An 18203-nucleotide genomic window follows, 5' to 3' on the forward strand; every position below is an offset into this window, starting at 1 on the left:
TTACCTGGTCATAAAAACAACTACTAATTTGAGATGTAGGTTTTTTTCTGTAAAAAATCGCAAATTAGGAGGCTTTTTATGACAAAAAAATCTATATTCAATCCGGCAAAACCTAAGGAAAAGGTTACCATTGCAATTGCTGGTGCCGATGATTCGGTTATTTTAGACGTAGTAGAACAAGCACTAGAACTCGGTATTGCTGATTTTTTATTATTTGGCCGCGCGGAATTCATCCCCTTGCAGTCGCCGAACATTCGGATTATCGCGACAAAAACCGAGCAAGAAGCCGCTGAGAAAGCGGCTGAGGCTGTAGTAAATAAAGAAGCCGATGTGCTCATGAAGGGAAACTTGCCAACAGCCCTTATTTTAAAAACGGTATTGAAGCGCGAATATCAGTTGCGAGAGAAAGACTTATTATCACACGTTTCTGTATTTGAAATTCCCGCGTATGGCAAACCATTAATCGTTTCTGATGTGGCGATGAACATTGCTCCAACCGAAAAAGAACAAATTCAAATTACACATAATGCCATTGAAGTAGCACGCAAACTTGGCATCGAAAAACCAAAAGTCGCAATATTGAGCGCTGTGGAAAAAGAAAACCCTAAAATGCAATCTTCTGTGCAAGCAGCTCAAGTTGCAGCTTATTTCAAAGCATTTCCTGATAGTGGTGCATCCGTTGAAGGACCGCTTGCGTTTGACAATGCTATTTCCAAAACAGCTGCGTTACACAAAAACATCGTTGGTGATGTGGCTGGAGATGCAGATATTTTAATTGTACCATCAATTGAAGCGGGAAATATTTTGTATAAATCGCTCGTTTACTTTGCAGAGGCTAGAGTTGGCGGTATTATCGCTGGCGTAAAAGTCCCCATTATAATAGCATCTAGAAGCGATTCAGCTGATAACAAACTTGCTTCATTAATGCTAACTGTTGGAATGATCGGAAAATGATACAAAACTTTGAATAAAACGATTTCAAGCATTGGGGTGCAAAGCTTTTTAAGTTTGTGATAAGCCCGTGTTACAATGGTTCAGAGAAGGATATCATGATTCACATGGGGGTAAAAACATGGCATTTCTGGTTTTGGCAATTAATCCAGGCTCAACATCGACAAAGGTCGCTTTATTTCGAGATGAAACAGCGATTTTAGCAGAAGAAATATCACATCCAAGGGAGACGATTGCGCAATTTGAAAGTGTGATGGCACAATTTGAGTTTCGCTATACACTGATCAAAGAAACAATTGCAAAAATAGATATTACAGAACTAGCAGCAGTTGTTGGCCGTGGTGGACTTTTACGACCAATGGCTGGTGGAACATATAATGTGAATGAAGCAATGGAGCGGGACTTAGAGATTGGTATCTCTGGTCAGCACGCTTCGAATTTAGGTGGGTTGCTAGCTCGCAAAATCGCGGATGACTATGGAATTGCTGCGTATATCGTAGATCCAGTTGTTGTCGATGAATTAGAGCCTGTCGCACGAATTTCCGGAAACGCCCATATCGAGCGGCAAAGTATTTTTCATGCGTTGAATCATAAAGCAGTGGCTCGAAATGTCGCGAATAAGCTCAACAAACCGTATGAAGAATCGAACTTTATCGTGGCACATCTAGGTGGTGGCATCTCAGTAGGTTCTCATCAAATGGGACGTGTTATCGATGTCAACAATGCGCTAGATGGTGACGGTCCAATGAGTCCCGAACGATCTGGTTCACTCCCCATGGCGAGTTTTCTTGATTGGGCATTTTCGGGAGAAACCACAAAAGCAAGCTTACATAACGAAATTGTCGGTCGTGGTGGTCTCGTTTCGTATAAAGGAACAAATGATTTGCGTGACATCGAGCGGCAAATACAAGATGGTGACAAAGAAGCACTAGAATTATTTAAAGCGATGGCCTATCAAGTAGCAAAAGAAATTGGTTCGCATGCTGCAGTTCTAAAAGGCCAGATAGCTGCAATTGTGTTAACTGGTGGTTTAGCAAGAAGTAGCCAGTTTATCAAAGAAATTAGCCAATATGTTCACTGGATAGCACCGATTATGACGGAGCCTGGTGAGGACGAAATGGCCGCCCTTAACAAAGGGGCACAGCGAATTTTACAAGGAATAGAAAAAGCGAAAATTTACCAAGGGGAGGAATAGAAATGGCAAAAGAGTATGATGTAGTAGTATTGGGAGGTGGAACGGGTGGTTATGTTGCCGCGATTCGTGCCGCGCAAAAAGGATTAACTGTAGCCGTTGTCGAACAAGATAAGCTTGGCGGCACTTGTTTGCATCGTGGTTGCATCCCAAGTAAAGCGCTACTACGTTCAGCTGAAGTATTGCAAACAGTAAGAAAAGCAGCGGAATTTGGCATTGAAACTCCTGAACCAACTTTTAGCTTTATAAAAGCACAAGAACGTAAGCAAAGTATCGTTGACCAATTGGAAAGCGGCATTCAGCAGCTTTTCAAAAAAGGCAAGATTGATTTATTTGAAGGCAAGGGTACCATTCTTGGACCATCCATTTTTTCGCCGACCGCAGGAACGATTTCTGTAGAATTTGCAGATGGCAGTGAAAATGAGATGCTTATCCCGAAAAACTTGATTATCGCGACTGGATCGAAACCCCGAGCGCTTAAAGGCTTAGCATTTGATGAAGAGTTCGTGCTGTCCTCTGATGGAGCTTTGCAATTAGATTCACTACCAGAATCTATTATCATCGTTGGTGGTGGCGTTATAGGAATGGAATGGGCTTCGATGCTACATGATTTTGGTGTAGAAGTTACTGTTATCGAATATAATGATCGCATTTTACCAACCGAAGATAAAGATATCTCAAAAGAATTACACCGACTATACAAAAAGAAAAAGATAAATATCATAACGAGTGCTGAGGTCCAAGCAGATACGTACAAAAAAACAGCAGATGGCTTAGAAATAACCGCGCTTGTCAAAGGAAAGGAGCAAACTTTCACAGCTTCTAAAATATTTGTTTCTGTAGGCAGAGATGCAAACATCAATAATATTGGCTTAGAGAACACGGATATCATTATCAAAAACGGAGTTATCCAAGTCGCGAGTAATTTCCAAACGAAAGAAAGTCATATTTATGCGGTTGGAGATTGTATTGGCGGTATGCAACTAGCTCATGTCGCGATGGAAGAAGGAATTATTGCAGCCGAAGATATTAGTGGCCATCCGCAGCCAGCAATTAATTACAACCATGTGCCCCGCTGTACGTATACATCACCAGAAATTGCAAGCGTTGGTATTACAGAAGAGCAAGCAAAAGAACAAGGTTTTGAAGTAAAGACCGGGAAATTCTTCTTCCGAGGCATTGGAAAAGCGCTTGTATACGGTGAGTCAGAAGGGTTTATCAAAGTAGTAGCGGATAAGAAAACAAACGACTTACTAGGTGTTTTCATGATTGGACCACATGTTACAGATATGATTTCCGAAGCCGCGCTAGCACACGTATTAGATGCGACACCATTTGAAATTGGCAGTACGATTCATCCGCATCCAACACTTGCAGAAGCATTTGGAGAGGCCTCGCTAGCAGTGGATGGCTTGGCAATTCATGGATAACAAATAAGGAGGAAATTTGAAAATGGGATTAAGAGAAACAGGGTTATCAGATGAAACCTTATTAGAAATGTACAAAAAATTACTGTTAACTAGACGGATTGATGAGCGTTTATGGCTCCTCAATCGCTCCGGGAAAATACCGTTCACAATATCCGGACAAGGACAAGAAATCGCTCAAATTGGTGCTGCTTTTGCATTTGATTTAGAGAAAGATTATTGTTTGCCTTATTATCGCGACTTGGCTGTTGTCCTTTCATTTGGCATGACGGCGCGCGATATCATGCTCAGCGCCTTTGCAAAAGCAGAAGACCCAAACTCTGGAGGACGTCAAATGCCCGCCCACTTTGGTCAAAAATCGAATCGAATCGTAACACAAAGTTCGCCAGTAACAACACAATTTCCGCATGCAGCAGGAATCGGACTCGCAGCTAAAATGAAAAAAGACCCAATCATAGCTTACACATCAACTGGTGAAGGATCTTCCAACCAAGGTGATTTTCACGAAGGTATCAACTTTGCAAGTGTCCATAAATTACCCGTTGTTTTCGTGATTCATAATAACCAATACGCAATTTCTGTTCCGGTAGAGAAACAATATGCAGCTGAAAAACTTTCTGATCGCGCACTTGGTTATGGAATTCCTGGGGTTCGTGTTGATGGTACAAATATGACAGAGGTTTATTTAGCATTCAAGGAAGCTGCCGATCGCGCGCGGCGAGGAGAAGGGCCCACATTGATTGAAACGATGACATACCGCTTTACACCTCATTCCTCAGACGATGATGACAGAAGTTATCGGACACTAGAAGAAGTAAACAAAGCGAAAGAACGCGATCCACTCCTTATCTACATGAAAGAATTAGAAGAGCTCGGATTGCTAGATGATGCGAAAAAAGAGGTTTTCGAAAAAGAAGTAATGGCACAAGTCAATGAAGCTACGGACTATGCAGAAGCTGCAAGTTATGCAGACCCCGAATCCGCACTACTACACGTTTACGAAGAACAATAAGAGGTTTATTTACGTTAGGGCAACAATTGACCCTTTCGAATTAGGAGGAATAAAAATGCCTGTCATTTCATATATTGATGCCATTACGGCTGCGCTTCGTGAAGAGATGGAGCGCGATGAGAATGTATTTATTTTAGGAGAAGATGTTGGAAAAAAGGGCGGTGTATTTAAAGCTACTGCTGGACTTTATGACCAATTTGGCGAAAACCGCGTTTTAGATACACCATTAGCTGAATCCGCAATTGCTGGTGTCGGAATTGGTGCAGCGATGTACGGTATGCGTCCAGTTGCAGAAATGCAATTCGCTGATTTTATTATGCCTGCTGTAAATCAAATTATTTCCGAAGCATCACGCATTCGCTATCGTTCCAATAATGATTGGAGTTGCCCGATTGTTTTTCGTGCGCCTTATGGTGGTGGCGTACATGGTGCCCTTTACCACTCGCAGTCAATCGAGAAAGTTTTCTCAGGACAACCCGGTCTAAAAATTGTGATGCCATCAAGCCCTTATGATGCAAAAGGACTTTTAAAAGCGGCAATTCGCGATAATGACCCCGTTTTATTTTTAGAGCACAAACGCGCTTACCGGCTTATTAAAGGGGAGGTACCTGAGACAGATTACACTGTGCCGATTGGAAAAGCAAGTATAGTTCGCGAAGGTGATGATTTGACGGTTATCACTTACGGATTAGCCGTTCACTTTGCCCAACAAGCCGCTGAAAAATTGGCAAGCGATGGCATTGAAGCTGAAATTTTAGATTTAAGAACAATTTATCCTTTAGATAAAGAGGCGATTATCGAAGCAGCCAAGAAAACCGGGAAAGTCCTCCTCGTTACAGAAGATAATAAAGAAGGAAGCATTATCGGTGAAGTCGCAGCAACGATTGCAGAGCACTGTTTATTTGATTTAGATGCACCAATCAAGCGCTTAGCTGGGCCAGACACACCTGCAATGCCTTTTGCTCCAACGATGGAGAAATATTTCATGATTAACCCTGATAAAGTAGAAAAAGCGATGCGTGATTTAGCGGAATTTTAAAGGAGTGAAAAACATGGCACTTGAACAAATTACAATGCCACAGCTTGGTGAAAGCGTAACAGAGGGTACGATTAGTCAATGGTTAGTCGCCCCTGGAGATCACGTCAATAAATATGATGCCTTAGCAGAGGTACTGACCGATAAAGTGACTGCCGAAATCCCGTCATCCTTTACTGGAACAATTAAAGAATTGATTGCGCAAGAAGATGAGACGCTTGATGTTGGCGCCGTTATTTGTATTTTAGAGACAGAAGCAGGCGATGCAGAGCCCCAGGAAGCTACAGCAACAGTTGAAACAACCAAATCAGAATCAGCTCCAAGTGAACCGAAAAAAGCTACTACTAAAAAAAAGCCCAGCGACAGGTCGATTTTCACCAGCTGTGTTAACATTAGCCGCAGAGCATGGTATTGATTTAAGCAATGTTAGTGGTACAGGAAGAGATGGGCGAATTACACGAAAAGACGTTCTTGCTTATGTAGAAAATGGTGCACCAGTCGCGCCTAAATCACTTCCAGAAGAGCCAAAAATTGCCTCTAAACAGCAATCTGTTGCGCCAATACCAACAAGTAGAAATGGTGACCGTGAAATTCCAGTAGATGGTATCAGAAAAGCGATTGCTAAACATATGGTATCGAGCAAACACGAGATACCTCATGCTTGGATGATGGTAGAAGCAGATGCCACAGGTTTAGTACGCCATCGAGATGCACTTAAAAATAAATTTAAAGCCGAAGAAGGCTTCTCGTTGACTTATTTTGCATTTTTCGTGAAAGCGGTCGCGCAGGCCTTGAAAGAATATCCAATTTTAAACAGTACATGGGCTGGTGATACAATCATTGAACGCGCAGATATCAATATTTCAATCGCCGTTGCAACTGATAATCACCTTTTTGTGCCAGTCATCAAAAACGCTGATGAGAAATCAATTAAAGGGATAGCTCGCGAAATCACTGAACTAGCAGCAAAAGCGCGCACTGGAAAACTGACACAAGATGACATGTCAGGTGGAACGTTTACCGTCAATAGTACTGGATCGTTTGGTTCCGTACAATCCATGGGAATTATTAATCATCCACAAGCTGCAATTTTGCAAGTAGAATCCATCGTCAAGCGTCCAGTTGTCATTGATGATATGATTGCGATTCGTAACATGGTAAACCTCTGTTTATCAATCGATCATCGCATTTTGGATGGCCTAGTAGCCGGTAGATTCCTTAGCAAAGTGAAAGAAAATATTGAAGCCATCACGAAAGACAATACACCAATCTACTGAAAATAAATAGGGGAGAATAGGGGAAAACAAACTAAAATACCCAAGGTTTAACAAAATGTCCAGCGGGTATAAAAATAATACATCTAGATCCATACCCCTAAACTCCCTAGATGTCTTGAGTGGTACGTTTAAATACGCTATCGCTCTTTTTTGTTGGAGTTCTTCGCTGAATTAGAATCTTCAATATAAGCACTAACAGTTAATCTGAAAAAATCTCAGTATCTTAACATAACTTAGCTAGACTTCAGTGACCGTACAAAAAAAACCACATATAAATGTGGTTTCTAAACGCATATTCAATCATACATTATAGGAACATCAAAACCCCAGTTAAAACAGAAGACGCTACAATCGCAATAAGCATCAGAATAACGATAACTTTAGCAACTTTTTTGTTAGACATAAAATAAGATGACTCCTTCCAAATAAAATCACGTTACCTTTATCATACTTACTTTATGTTAGAATTTCAAGTGAAATTAGTAGGATTTAGCTAATATTTTTCAAGGAAACAGACGGAGGTGAATAGCATGACTCAAGCTCATGTACAAGAACTTTTTCTAGAGTTGGTTGCGATTCCGTCAAAATCCGGCCAAGAACAGGAAATCATGGCACATATCCAAACCTTTTTCAAAAAAATCGGCATAGAAGTGAAAACTAGTAAGCAGCAAGCTGGTCTCGTTGCAACAATACCAGCAACAAACCAAGAATTAGAACAAACTCCGGTCATTGCCTTCTCAGCTCACTTAGATACAGCTACATCAGTCGACCCACCAGAAGTAATTATTACAAACGGCTATATCGAAACAGCAAACCGCGCTCTTTTAGGAGCTGATGACAAAGCTGGGGTTGCCGCTATGCTAGCAGTTGCTAAATATCTCTCAAAAAATGCTGAACCACATGGTCAAGTGGAATTTATTTTCACTACCAAAGAAGAAGAGGGTTTAATTGGTGCTAAATTATTCGATCTCGACCTTGTCGATGCCACATTCGGCTACTGCCTCGACGCTCCTGGATCGGTCGGTGGCATAATTCATACGAGTAAAACCCATTTGCAACTTGATTTTTGGATTGAAGTCGCAATGCCGCATGAAAAATCAGCCATTCAAATTGCACGTGATGCAATGAAAAAAATCCACAAAAACTTGGCATTTAGAGATGGAATAGCATGGCAAGTTTATCATTTTGGTGGTGAAATCTTAGAGAATGGAAATGAGAAAGTAACGATTCTCTCTGAATTTTCCGCGGATTCCCCACTTAAAAACTGTTTGCTATATGTCGATCAGATCAAACAAATATTCATTGAAACTGGCGTTACATATAAGGCCGATGTGCAAGATGTGACGCATATGAGCTATCACTATTTCAGCCTTACCGAAAAAAACCATGTCTACAAAATCGCTTCCAAAGCTATGCAAGCCCTTGAAATCACACCAAAAAGGCTTAAACTGGAGGGAGGAACGGACGCCAATGTCTTTAATGATCGTGGGATTCCCTTCATTGTCCTTTCAGCTGGTTTTGAAAACCCACACACGACTAGTGAGCGAATCGCCAGTACAGAACTTGATAAGCTTACCAAACTTATTCTGGAAATTATAAAAATTACGGCAAACTAACAATAAATTCGCTAAATTCGGGTTTGTTTCGTTGCCGTAGCACCAAAGTTTTGATATAGTTATTAGTGTTGAGAAAATGGCAGCATTCATTATAACGAATGACTCGAATGAGAAGGGACGAATGTGAAAAATGGCAAAACAAGAAATTGGCGTTATCGGAATGGGCGTAATGGGTCGCAACTTGGCCTTAAATATTGAAAGTCGCGGTTATAGTGTATCGATTTTTAATCGCTCTAGCGAGAAAACGAAAACAGTCGCAGAAGCACATAGTGACAAAAAATTGGTTCCTACGTATAATTTAGAGGAGTTTGTTAACTCCATTGAGGTACCTCGTCGTATTCTTTTAATGGTACAAGCAGGTGCAGCGACTGATATGATGATTGATGCAGTCAAACCTTTCCTGAGCGAAGGTGATATTTTGATTGATGGTGGAAATACGTTCTTTAAAGATACAATTCGCCGCAACAAAACACTTAGCGAAGAAGGTTTTAATTTTATCGGAACTGGTGTTTCTGGTGGGGAAGAAGGCGCGTTAAAAGGCCCTTCAATCATGCCTGGGGGTCAACGCAAAGCCTATGATTTAGTCGCTCCAATTTTGCAAGAGATTGCAGCTGTAGCGGATGGCGAGCCTTGTGTAACTTATATCGGCCCTGATGGTGCTGGACACTATGTAAAAATGGTGCATAACGGGATTGAATATGGAGATATGCAATTGATTGCAGAGGCCTACACAATTCTTAAACAAATTGGTGGCTTGACAAATGATGAGCTCGCTGATGTATTCACAGAATGGAATGATGGCGAACTTGACAGCTACTTAATTCAAATCACAAAAAATATTGTGAAAACAAAAGATCCTGAAACAGGGAAGCCAATTGTTGATGTGATTCTTGACAAAGCAGGGCAAAAAGGGACAGGTAAGTGGACAAGTCAAAGTGCACTAGACTTAGGTGTACCGCTTTCTCTTATCACAGAATCCGTATTTGCACGCTACATTTCAGCATTGAAAGACGAGCGCGTTCATGCAAGCACTGTTTTAAGTGGTCCAAACAATTACTCTTTCAACGGTGACAAAAAAAGCTTTTGTAGAATCTGTACGCCGTGCGCTATATTTCAGTAAAATCGCATCCTACGCACAAGGTTTTGCACAAATGAAAGCAGCATCAGATGAATATGAATGGGATTTACAATATGGCGAAATCGCTAAAATCTTCCGCGCTGGTTGTATTATTCGCGCTCGTTTCCTACAAAAAATCACAGATGCGTATAATAACGATAAGAACTTAAATAATTTATTGTTAGATCCATATTTCAAAGATATCGCACATAACTACCAAGATGCATTGCGTGAAGTTGTTGCTGAATCTGTAAAAGCGGGAATTCCAGTACCAACCTTCACTGCAGCGATTAGTTATTACGATAGCTATCGTTCAGAAGTACTATCAGCAAACTTAATCCAAGCCCAACGCGACTACTTCGGTGCACATACGTACGAACGCGTTGACAAAGCCGGAACGTACCATACGGAATGGCCAGAAATTGATGAATAAAAGTGCTTAAACGGCTGGTTGGACTCGAAAATCAGAGCTAAACGCTTGATTTTTGGGTGTCAGTCAAATCTAGCACCAAAAAGAACGATAGTTTGTCTTCATAGCTGAAGATAACCCATCGTTCTTTTTGGTTTAACATAACAAAATGATGTGAAAATGCATCCTTTTATGAATTTACATATATAAATTCCCTATATAGACTGTTATTAGTTGTTTTTGCCGTAATTTTAGTTACAATAGTAATAGGAAGATATCTGGTTTTTGAAGGTGGGGATAGTTGATGAATAGAATACTTATTGTAGAAGACGAAAAAAATTTAGCTCGCTTTATAGAACTGGAACTGCAACATGAAGGATATGAAACAGCGGTAGCTAACGATGGGCGTGCAGGACTTGAACTTGCGATTACCGAAGAATGGGATGCAATCCTACTTGATTTAATGTTGCCGCAACTAAATGGTGTAGAAGTATGTCGGCGCGTTCGCCAAGTCAAAGAAACACCGATTATTATGATTACTGCTCGTGATTCTGTTATTGATCGTGTTTCTGGCCTTGATCATGGTGCTGATGATTATATCGTAAAACCGTTCGCGATTGAAGAATTATTGGCGCGTCTTCGTGCCCTGCTTCGTCGCATTGAAACGAGCGAAAACGAAACAAAACAAACAACGCTAGAATACCGTGATATCGTTGTTGAGAAAGAAAGTCGCATCGTGAAGCGTGGGGAAGATATTATCGATTTAACCAAACGTGAATACGAATTATTGCTAACCTTAATGGAAAATATCAATATCGTATTGACGCGTGAAGTACTTTTAAACAAAGTATGGGGTTATGAAACAGAGGTAGAGACAAACGTTGTAGACGTGTATGTACGCTATTTACGCAATAAAATCGATAATAAGGATGACGATGAAAGCTACATCCAGACAGTGCGCGGCACGGGATATGTGATGCGTACATGACAACACCAAACACATTTTCTTTAAAAAGTCGCTCTCTGAAATTTAAGTGGACTTTCGGAGCAAGTGCGGCTATCTTTTTAACGTTTTTTCTCTTTTCTTTTGCCATTTATCAAGGTATTGGTAGCATGCTTTTAGATGAAAAAGACTCAACAGTGAAATCAGCAGCATTAGCAGCCTCAGTTGCGATTAGCAACGCTGGTTTGACTAATTCAGCTAGTGATATTACGAACACAAATATCGGACCTGTTGTAACTCAAAATTTAGAGCTACGATCACGCCTAGAAGATCAAGTTCTGGTGTTTTACGATAAAGATGGGAAACTGATTGAACAATACACAGCTGGGCGATATAACGATAATGCGTATGCAAAATATGATTATAGTAGCTATTTGGTGAAACAACCAACTGGTACGATATCTAAGCCCACCGTGCAAGGTCAACAAATGGTCATGTATGAGATGCCAATTACGAGCAGCGAGGATAATGCGACAATAATCGGTTATATTCAAGTTGTAAATCCAATGACATCTTACAACAGTATGATGGGTAAATTACTGGCAACGATGTTCTTACTCGGTGCTGTAGCTTTGTTCATTAGCGGTATGCTTGGCTACTTACTAGCCCAGAACTTTTTAAATCCACTAACAAAAATGGCCAAAACAATGAACGATATTCGAAACAATGGTTTCCAAAAACGAATCGAGCCTACTGTTATCACAAAGGATGAAATCGGTGAATTAACGCTCGTTTTCAATGATATGATGACGCAAATCGAACGTAGTTTTGAACAACAGAAACAGTTCGTGGAAGATGCTTCTCATGAGCTAAGAACACCAGTACAGATTATGGAAGGACACCTAAAGCTACTAAACCGTTGGGGCAAAAGTGATCCAGATGTCCTAGATGAATCACTCAATGCCTCGCTAACAGAATTAGAACGCATGAAAAAATTAGTGCAAGAAATGCTAGATTTATCGAGAGCTGAGCAGATTTCACAGACAAAAGAACTTCAACTTGTTTGTGTGAATGATGTTTTAGAGCAGGTAAGACGCAATTTCGAAGTCATGCATGAAGACTTCGCATTTACATTGACAGAGGATAATAAGAATCTCCACGCAATGATTCAACATAATCATTTAGAGCAGATTTTAATTATCATTGCAGATAATGCTGTGAAATATTCTGGAGATGGTAAGCAAGTAGATATGCACATTTATAAAGAGGCGAATCAAATTAAAGTGTCCATAAAAGATTACGGTGTTGGAATTTCTCCAGATGAGATTGACAAGATTTTCAACCGTTTCTATCGTGTCGATAAAGCGCGCAGTCGTGAAGTTGGCGGAAATGGACTCGGCCTTGCAATTGCTAAAGAACTCGTCAGTGGCTATCTAGGTACGATCCAGGCGGAAAGTGAGGATAGCGTTAGTACAACAATCACAATCTCTCTGCCACTAATCGAACAAAAAGATGAACCCAAAAAAGATGAATAGAAAAGGACGTTGCCTAATAATCACAAGATGCATTAGGTAACGTCCTTTTCTTTTTCTGTTATTTTTTATTTTGTTCATTCTCTATTTGCTCAATCGCTCTTTCCTCTTTTTCCATCATTTCAACTTCTGGATGTTTTTTCATGTACAGTTTTTTTTGTTAAGAGTGTCTGACCCGCTAAGAATAATCCGCCAACCGCCCAATAGAGCCCCAGGGCTGCTGGTGCAGAGAAGGAGACGAAGAGAATCATGATTGGTGAGATAAGCCCCATAACCCTCATCTGTTTTTTTTGCTCAGGAGTATAACCGATTAAGGATACAAAATATTGTAATAGATAAACAGCACCGGCAACCACCGCCATCATCATATCTGGACTACCTAAGCTAAACCAAAGAAACTCATGATGCGCAATATCAGATGAACCACGAATAGCATAATAAAACGCCATCAAAATAGGCATCTGAATCAGAAGCGGCAAGCAACCCATTTGTAACGGATTAATGTTGTATTTGGAATAGATAGCCGTCATTTCTTGCTGAATTTTTTGCTGTTCCTCTTTAGATGTTGCTCGTTTTAGCCGCGCTTGAATCTCATCAATTTCTGGTTTTGCAATAGCCATTTTAGACTGCATGCCCATCTGTGCTTTTGCAGTTCGTAAGTTAAGTGGCATGATAAAAGCGCGAATAGCTAGCGTTGTAACGATAATCGCGATGCCATAATTTCCACCGAATATCGTAGCAATCCATTCAATAACCGTGGTAAATGGCTTAATAAGGTATACATAGAAGAATCCATCCGTATTTTGGGAAGGATCCATGCTACAGCCTGCTAGCGCAAAGAATAGCGTCGCAATCATAATGAGTAATAATATATTTTTCTTTTCCAATGTCTTATTTCCTCCTAAAAGTAAGTTCGTATCCAATCAATTACTAGGAAAAAGACAGCGAATACGCATCGTCTGTATTTGAAAAACGGGTGATTGCTTGGACAAGCCATACAATAATGAAATTAGCTCGATACACCTCTGCGGGTTTCCAAGGAATAACAGGAAGTGGCGTGATGCACAGGTGCTTCATATGCAAAATCATCGTGGGCTTTACCATAGCTAAAACTGGCCAATATCTAAGCACGGCCATCGTCATGAAAAAGGTAACGTATAACGAAATATACTCCGGTCCAAAAGCCATTTGAATGAAAGTTTCAAACACACGCAGTCACTCCTTCCAACTGAAATTAAGTACAGCCTTAACTATATCTGAAAAGCAGATATTAATCAATATTCAATATCAAATGTCTTGCGTTCCTCAACAGGAGCATCTTTATAAATATACACTTCGCCAATTCGAGCTGAAGGAGAAGGGCCTTTTTTGACGGCTTCGATAAATTTTTCTAAATCAGCTTCTTCTGCAATTGCTTGAATTTCAACGGAACCATCTTGTAAATTTTTAACTATGCCACTGATGTTCATTTTGTAGGCCAAATGCTTTGTAGTATAACGAAAACCAACGCCTTGTACCATTCCAGTTACACGCATAATAACGGTTTTAAGAGCCATAAGTCTAATCACCTATCCTTTTTTATTAATACTCTCAGTGTACCTTTTTTCGATAAATTTTTCAAAAAAAACAATAGGCAAAGCAAGTTACAGTGAGATTCTGATGCCCTATGCTATAATAGCTTTACATATATGAAGTGAATGAAAGTAAGGTGTTGGAAGATGGCGAAATTTCAAGTTATTGTGACGAAGGGCGAGTATGAGCCTTGGTGGTTTTTTGAGGACTGGAAAAAAGATATTGAATTGTCATTTGCGTATACAGAAAAAAGCGATGCGATGTCACAATATCAAGTTTTAGCAACAGAATTAATGGAGAATTATCCGAATAGTGCCGTGAAAAAAAAAATGTATTATTGGCGACTTGGTCAGAAGATGAGACGCAGTATTGCGAGGAGTGCGACGATGACATTCAAACATTTCATGGGCTGATATTACTTGTCGATGAAAGCGTATATGAACCAACACCAGACGAGCTGGCAACTTATTTTTCTTTTAACAAAAGACTAGATTTGTCAAAGGACGCCTGATTTTTAGGTGTCTTTTTGATGAAGGAGGATATAAAAATGGATGAGCAACAACGGTCACGACGTAAAGACGAACATGTTACACTGGCTTACGGTCAATTTGATGCAAACCAGACGGCATTTCAGCATGTTCGGTTTATGCCGCAAGGATTGCCTAATTTTCACAAAAAAGAGGTTTCGCTACAAACTAATTTCGCGGGACAAACATTTGACGCACCTTTCTACATTAATGCAATGACTGGCGGTAGCGCGAAAACAAAACTCATCAATCAGCAATTGGCCATTATTGCACGCGAGACAGGCCTTGCAATGGCTGTCGGATCACAATCAGCGGCATTACGTGATACAAACCTTATTGGTTCATACCAGATCGTTCGAGCAGAAAACCCTGATGGACCTATCTTTGCGAATTTGAGTGCGGACAATTCGGTGGATAATGCCCGAAGAGCCGTAGATATGATTGGTGCAAACGCTTTACAAATACATATCAATGTGGCTCAGGAAATTATTATGAAAGAGGGAGACCGTGATTTTTCCAACTGGCTAACGGCTATCGAAAAACTTATTGCCATCGAAGAATTCCCAGTCATTGTGAAAGAGGTCGGTTTCGGAATGAGCCGAGAATTGCTGGAACAATTACAAAATATTGGGGCACAAACTATCGATATTGGTGGAAAAGGCGGTACCAATTTTGCAAAAATCGAAACAAACCGAAGACAAGACGAAGCATATCAATTTTTAGAAGATTGGGGCTTATCAACAGTTGAATCTTTACTTGATTGCCAAAATAACGCTTCGGAAATACTAGCATCTGGTGGCATTAAAACACCTCTAGATATTTTAAAATGTCTGGCGCTTGGCGCAAAATCGGTTGGCATTGCAGGCATTGTACTCCACCAACTGAAAAAAACAAATACAGACCAGACCATCCAACTACTACTCGATTGGAAAAATGAGCTAAAAGGCATCATGACGCTACTTAATGCAAAATCCATCCCTGAATTAGCACGAAAGTCAGTAATCATCGAAGATAATCTACGCGATTTTGCTGTTACTAGACATATCAATATTGACCATCTGGCCAACCGCACATAAAAAGGAGCTGTGACCACTCGGTGACAGCTCCTTTTCCTATTATTTTGAAGTCATTGCTGTTTCAAGTACAGCTAAACGCGCGTCCAAATCTTCTGGACTAAGCGCATGTTTTTTTACATATAAGTTCGCAGGATGTGTCCGGCATTCGTGAGAACAGCTGCGTAAATATTTCTCTTCATTCTCCACAGAAGCGAGAATTTGTTTGTTACAATATGGGTTCGCACAATTAATATAACGTTCACAAGGCGTCCCATCGAAGTAATCCTTCCCAACAATCGTATGATCCACACGGTTAATGGGAACAGCAATACGCTCATCAAAAACATACATCATGCCATCCCAAAGATCACCTTTTACCGTTTCATCCTTACCGTATGTCGCAATACCACCATGCAATTGAGAAACGTCTTCAAAACCAGCTGTCTTTAACCAACCAGAGAACTTCTCGCAACGAATACCGCCCGTACAATACGTAACGACTTTTTTATCTTCAAACATATCTCGATTTTCTTCCACCCAAGCAGGCAAATCACGGAATGTTTCAATATCTGGACGAACCGCACCACGAAAATGACCGAGATCAAATTCATAGTCATTTCTAGCATCTAGAATCACTGTATTTTCATCTTTTAAAGCCTCACGAAATTCTTTAGGCTCCATATAATTTCCTGTAATCTCTAAAGGATTTACATCATTTTCTAGTGAAAGGGAAACAATTTCTGGGCGTGGACGTACGTGCATTTTTTTGAATGCATGTTTGTCTGCCGCATCAATTTTGAATACCATATCAGCGAAGCGGGTATCTGCATGCATCGCCTCGATATATTTTTCTGTTTCCTCTATTGTTCCTGAAACCGTGCCATTAATACCTTCCTCTGCCACTAAAATCCGTCCCTTAAGACCGATTTCCTTGCACATAGCGAGATGTTCGGCTGCGAATTGTTCAGGATTATCAATCGTTGTGTATTTGTAATATAACAACACTTGATAGCTGCTCATGTTCTAACCACCCTTAATCAAATTTTATTGGAAAAGTGTATTTCCTAGTTTGCGCATTGTCTATGATACTATATTTAGGGCTATGGATGCAAGAGGAAACACGGTAATTTGCCATGAAAATAGTTCAAAATATGAAATAATTATGTAATCGGTTAACATTGTATGATATAATTTATATTAGTGAAAAAAGAGAACATTAACGTATGGGAGTGGTTCGTATTGCAATCAGGAGAAACAACTTTGGAAAAAACAATTGTACAAGATGTATTCGTTAAAAAGCGCAATAAAACAAAATGGCTTATTTATAAAATACTATTCATAACGCTAGGCGCTATCCTGATGGGAGTCGGGCTAGAATTATTCCTAGTAAACAATCGCATTCTAGATGGAGGTATCGTAGGGGTATCCATCATTATTTCACAGTTAACACCAGCACCACTTGGAGTCCTTATTTTCGTCTTAAATCTCCCTTTCTTCATTATTGGCTATCGTAAAATTGGAAAGAGCTTCGCACTCTTCACGCTATATGGAATCGCTGTAATGTCTGTAGTAACACTCATTTTACACGATTTAGAACCAGTGACAGATGACCTGTTGCTCGCAACTGTATTTGGCGGTGTAACGTTAGGTTTAGGAGTCGGTATCGTGATTCGGAATGGTGGGGCGCTTGACGGCACAGAAATTGTCTCGATTATTATTAATGGAAAATCACCATTTTCAACAGGGCAAATTATTATGGCCATCAATATCGTTATTTTCTTGGTCGCTGGTCTTGTTTTTAACTGGGATCGGGCTATGTATTCCTTGATCACATATTTTTTAGCTTATAAAGTTATCGATATTGTTATTAGCGGTCTAGATGAATCGAAAAGTGCTTTTATTATAAGCCATCATTATGAAAAAATTGGTGCGGAAATCATCGATCAGCTGGGTAAAGGGGTTACTTACATCGATGCTACTGGTGGATATTCTGGTGACATAAAAAAAGTAGTTTTCGTTATTATCTCTCGCTTTGAGGAACCTAAATTAATCTCTATTTTAGACGATATCGACCCTGGCGCATTTCTGGCAGTCGGGAATAATATGTCCGAGATTCGCGGTGGGAAGCTGATGAATAAAAAAAACGCCACATCTATAATGCTTTTTACAGATGCGATTGGGGCATAACCTAGATAAATCGGCGACAAGCGTTTGTATGAAGCAAAATTTTCGCCCTACCCAAAAGTGGGTAGGGCGATTTTTTATCTCGTCTGGAGTTTGTCCCAAACGCATCATTTTAGCATAAAAATAAGAACATATTTTCGTATTTCGTACTAAAGTTGGAAGATTATCTTCTCGTTCTGTGCTATAATTCTAGAATATGAAAGAGGATAGGGTGGGAAATTTGACAAATCAAACAAAGAAAAAAACGTCTCGTGCAAAAAAAACGACACGTAAGAAGAAACAAACAGCAAAATCTTACTCCTTTGAAATCAGCGGAGTTATACTAGCCGGACTCAGTCTAATCGGCCTATTTC

15 protein-coding genes and 4 pseudogenes are annotated in these 18203 nt (G+C 40.1%); 14 read left to right on the plus strand and 5 right to left on the minus strand.

Annotated elements, in window-relative coordinates; all coding sequences use genetic code 11:
* Window positions 1–78: 78 nt before the first annotated feature.
* From PROCOU_RS03385 to PROCOU_RS03410, 6 genes and pseudogenes are all read left to right on the plus strand, one after another.
* Window positions 79–954, plus strand: a complete 876-nt coding sequence (locus tag PROCOU_RS03385; protein ID WP_036069614.1) for a phosphate acyltransferase — start codon at window positions 79–81, stop codon at window positions 952–954.
* Between the two features lie 118 nt (window positions 955–1072).
* The gene (gene buk / locus PROCOU_RS03390; RefSeq protein ID WP_036069615.1) at window positions 1073–2146 is read left to right on the plus strand and encodes a butyrate kinase; all 1074 of its coding nucleotides are present in this window, start codon (window positions 1073–1075) and stop codon (window positions 2144–2146) included.
* A gap of 2 nt (window positions 2147–2148) precedes the next feature.
* Complete coding sequence (gene lpdA, locus PROCOU_RS03395) at window positions 2149–3573, plus strand: dihydrolipoyl dehydrogenase (protein ID WP_036069616.1); 1425 nt, start codon at window positions 2149–2151, stop codon at window positions 3571–3573.
* A gap of 22 nt (window positions 3574–3595) precedes the next feature.
* The gene (locus tag PROCOU_RS03400) at window positions 3596–4582 is read left to right on the plus strand and encodes a thiamine pyrophosphate-dependent dehydrogenase E1 component subunit alpha (protein ID WP_036069617.1); all 987 of its coding nucleotides are present in this window, start codon (window positions 3596–3598) and stop codon (window positions 4580–4582) included.
* Window positions 4583–4637: 55 nt separating this feature from the next.
* Window positions 4638–5621 (plus strand): alpha-ketoacid dehydrogenase subunit beta, encoded by a 984-nt coding sequence (locus PROCOU_RS03405; RefSeq protein ID WP_036069619.1) that lies wholly within the window; start codon window positions 4638–4640, stop codon window positions 5619–5621.
* A 13-nt stretch (window positions 5622–5634) separates the two neighbouring features.
* A pseudogene (locus tag PROCOU_RS03410) lies at window positions 5635–6895 on the plus strand (dihydrolipoamide acetyltransferase family protein).
* A gap of 307 nt (window positions 6896–7202) precedes the next feature.
* Here PROCOU_RS03410 and prli42 read toward each other — a convergent pair.
* Window positions 7203–7298 carry a stressosome-associated protein Prli42 gene (prli42, locus tag PROCOU_RS17405; protein ID WP_133620245.1) on the minus strand — a complete coding sequence of 32 codons (96 nt, stop codon included), beginning with the start codon at window positions 7296–7298 and terminating at the stop codon, window positions 7203–7205.
* 127 nt (window positions 7299–7425) lie between these two features.
* Between prli42 and PROCOU_RS03415 the strand changes: the two genes are divergently transcribed.
* From PROCOU_RS03415 to PROCOU_RS03430, 4 genes and pseudogenes are all read left to right on the plus strand, one after another.
* Window positions 7426–8511, plus strand: a complete 1086-nt coding sequence (locus PROCOU_RS03415; RefSeq protein WP_036069621.1) for a M20/M25/M40 family metallo-hydrolase — start codon at window positions 7426–7428, stop codon at window positions 8509–8511.
* Between the two features lie 130 nt (window positions 8512–8641).
* Window positions 8642–10061 (plus strand): annotated as a pseudogene (gndA, locus tag PROCOU_RS03420) (NADP-dependent phosphogluconate dehydrogenase).
* A gap of 280 nt (window positions 10062–10341) precedes the next feature.
* Window positions 10342–11025 (plus strand): response regulator transcription factor, encoded by a 684-nt coding sequence (locus PROCOU_RS03425; protein ID WP_036069623.1) that lies wholly within the window; start codon window positions 10342–10344, stop codon window positions 11023–11025.
* A complete protein-coding gene (locus PROCOU_RS03430) occupies window positions 11022–12515 on the plus strand; it encodes a HAMP domain-containing sensor histidine kinase (protein WP_036069624.1) in 1494 nt (497 codons plus the stop codon). Before PROCOU_RS03425 ends, PROCOU_RS03430 begins: the two co-directional genes overlap by 4 nt.
* A 58-nt stretch (window positions 12516–12573) precedes the next feature.
* Here PROCOU_RS03430 and yidC read toward each other — a convergent pair.
* The 3 genes and pseudogenes from yidC to PROCOU_RS03445 form a co-directional block, all read right to left on the minus strand.
* Window positions 12574–13399: pseudogene (gene yidC / locus PROCOU_RS03435) on the minus strand (membrane protein insertase YidC).
* 43 nt (window positions 13400–13442) lie between these two features.
* A complete protein-coding gene (locus PROCOU_RS03440) occupies window positions 13443–13721 on the minus strand; it encodes a hypothetical protein (protein ID WP_036069625.1) in 279 nt (92 codons plus the stop codon).
* Between the two features lie 65 nt (window positions 13722–13786).
* Complete coding sequence (locus PROCOU_RS03445; RefSeq protein ID WP_036069626.1) at window positions 13787–14068, minus strand: acylphosphatase; 282 nt, start codon at window positions 14066–14068, stop codon at window positions 13787–13789.
* Window positions 14069–14230: 162 nt separating this feature from the next.
* Between PROCOU_RS03445 and PROCOU_RS03450 the strand changes: the two genes are divergently transcribed.
* The 3 genes from PROCOU_RS03450 to fni are packed head-to-tail and all read left to right on the plus strand — an operon-like array spanning window position 14231 to window position 15687.
* Window positions 14231–14497, plus strand: a complete 267-nt coding sequence (locus tag PROCOU_RS03450) for a DUF1033 family protein (protein WP_279625162.1) — start codon at window positions 14231–14233, stop codon at window positions 14495–14497.
* Complete coding sequence (locus PROCOU_RS18770) at window positions 14422–14595, plus strand: DUF1033 family protein (protein WP_279625163.1); 174 nt, start codon at window positions 14422–14424, stop codon at window positions 14593–14595. Before PROCOU_RS03450 ends, PROCOU_RS18770 begins: the two co-directional genes overlap by 76 nt.
* A gap of 36 nt (window positions 14596–14631) precedes the next feature.
* Window positions 14632–15687 carry a type 2 isopentenyl-diphosphate Delta-isomerase gene (gene fni, locus PROCOU_RS03455; RefSeq protein ID WP_036069628.1) on the plus strand — a complete coding sequence of 352 codons (1056 nt, stop codon included), beginning with the start codon at window positions 14632–14634 and terminating at the stop codon, window positions 15685–15687.
* 39 nt (window positions 15688–15726) lie between these two features.
* Here the strand turns inward: fni and trhO are convergent, their stop codons facing one another.
* Window positions 15727–16686, minus strand: coding sequence for an oxygen-dependent tRNA uridine(34) hydroxylase TrhO (trhO, locus tag PROCOU_RS03460; RefSeq protein WP_036069629.1), 960 nt, complete (start codon window positions 16684–16686; stop codon window positions 15727–15729).
* 240 nt (window positions 16687–16926) lie between these two features.
* Here trhO and PROCOU_RS03465 point away from each other — a divergent pair.
* Window positions 16927–17824: pseudogene (locus PROCOU_RS03465) on the plus strand (YitT family protein).
* Window positions 17825–18203 lie beyond the last annotated feature (379 nt).

It is taken from the genome of Listeria rocourtiae FSL F6-920 (genome assembly GCF_000525975.1).
GTDB lineage: Bacteria > Bacillota > Bacilli > Lactobacillales > Listeriaceae > Listeria_A > Listeria_A rocourtiae.

Excerpts from the sequence above, each read along its gene's own strand:
- PROCOU_RS03385 (WP_036069614.1), top strand. The coding sequence starts at position 79 with ATGACAAAAAAATCTATATTCAATCCGGCAAAACCTAAGGAAAAGGTT.
- buk (WP_036069615.1), top strand. The coding sequence starts at position 1,073 with ATGGCATTTCTGGTTTTGGCAATTAATCCAGGCTCAACATCGACAAAG.
- lpdA (WP_036069616.1), top strand. The coding sequence starts at position 2,149 with ATGGCAAAAGAGTATGATGTAGTAGTATTGGGAGGTGGAACGGGTGGT.
- PROCOU_RS03400 (WP_036069617.1), top strand. The coding sequence starts at position 3,596 with ATGGGATTAAGAGAAACAGGGTTATCAGATGAAACCTTATTAGAAATG.
- PROCOU_RS03405 (WP_036069619.1), top strand. The coding sequence starts at position 4,638 with ATGCCTGTCATTTCATATATTGATGCCATTACGGCTGCGCTTCGTGAA.
- prli42 (WP_133620245.1), bottom strand. The coding sequence starts at position 7,298 with ATGTCTAACAAAAAAGTTGCTAAAGTTATCGTTATTCTGATGCTTATT.
- PROCOU_RS03415 (WP_036069621.1), top strand. The coding sequence starts at position 7,426 with ATGACTCAAGCTCATGTACAAGAACTTTTTCTAGAGTTGGTTGCGATT.
- PROCOU_RS03425 (WP_036069623.1), top strand. The coding sequence starts at position 10,342 with ATGAATAGAATACTTATTGTAGAAGACGAAAAAAATTTAGCTCGCTTT.
- PROCOU_RS03430 (WP_036069624.1), top strand. The coding sequence starts at position 11,022 with ATGACAACACCAAACACATTTTCTTTAAAAAGTCGCTCTCTGAAATTT.
- PROCOU_RS03445 (WP_036069626.1), bottom strand. The coding sequence starts at position 14,068 with ATGGCTCTTAAAACCGTTATTATGCGTGTAACTGGAATGGTACAAGGC.
- PROCOU_RS03450 (WP_279625162.1), top strand. The coding sequence starts at position 14,231 with ATGGCGAAATTTCAAGTTATTGTGACGAAGGGCGAGTATGAGCCTTGG.
- fni (WP_036069628.1), top strand. The coding sequence starts at position 14,632 with ATGGATGAGCAACAACGGTCACGACGTAAAGACGAACATGTTACACTG.
- trhO (WP_036069629.1), bottom strand. The coding sequence starts at position 16,686 with ATGAGCAGCTATCAAGTGTTGTTATATTACAAATACACAACGATTGAT.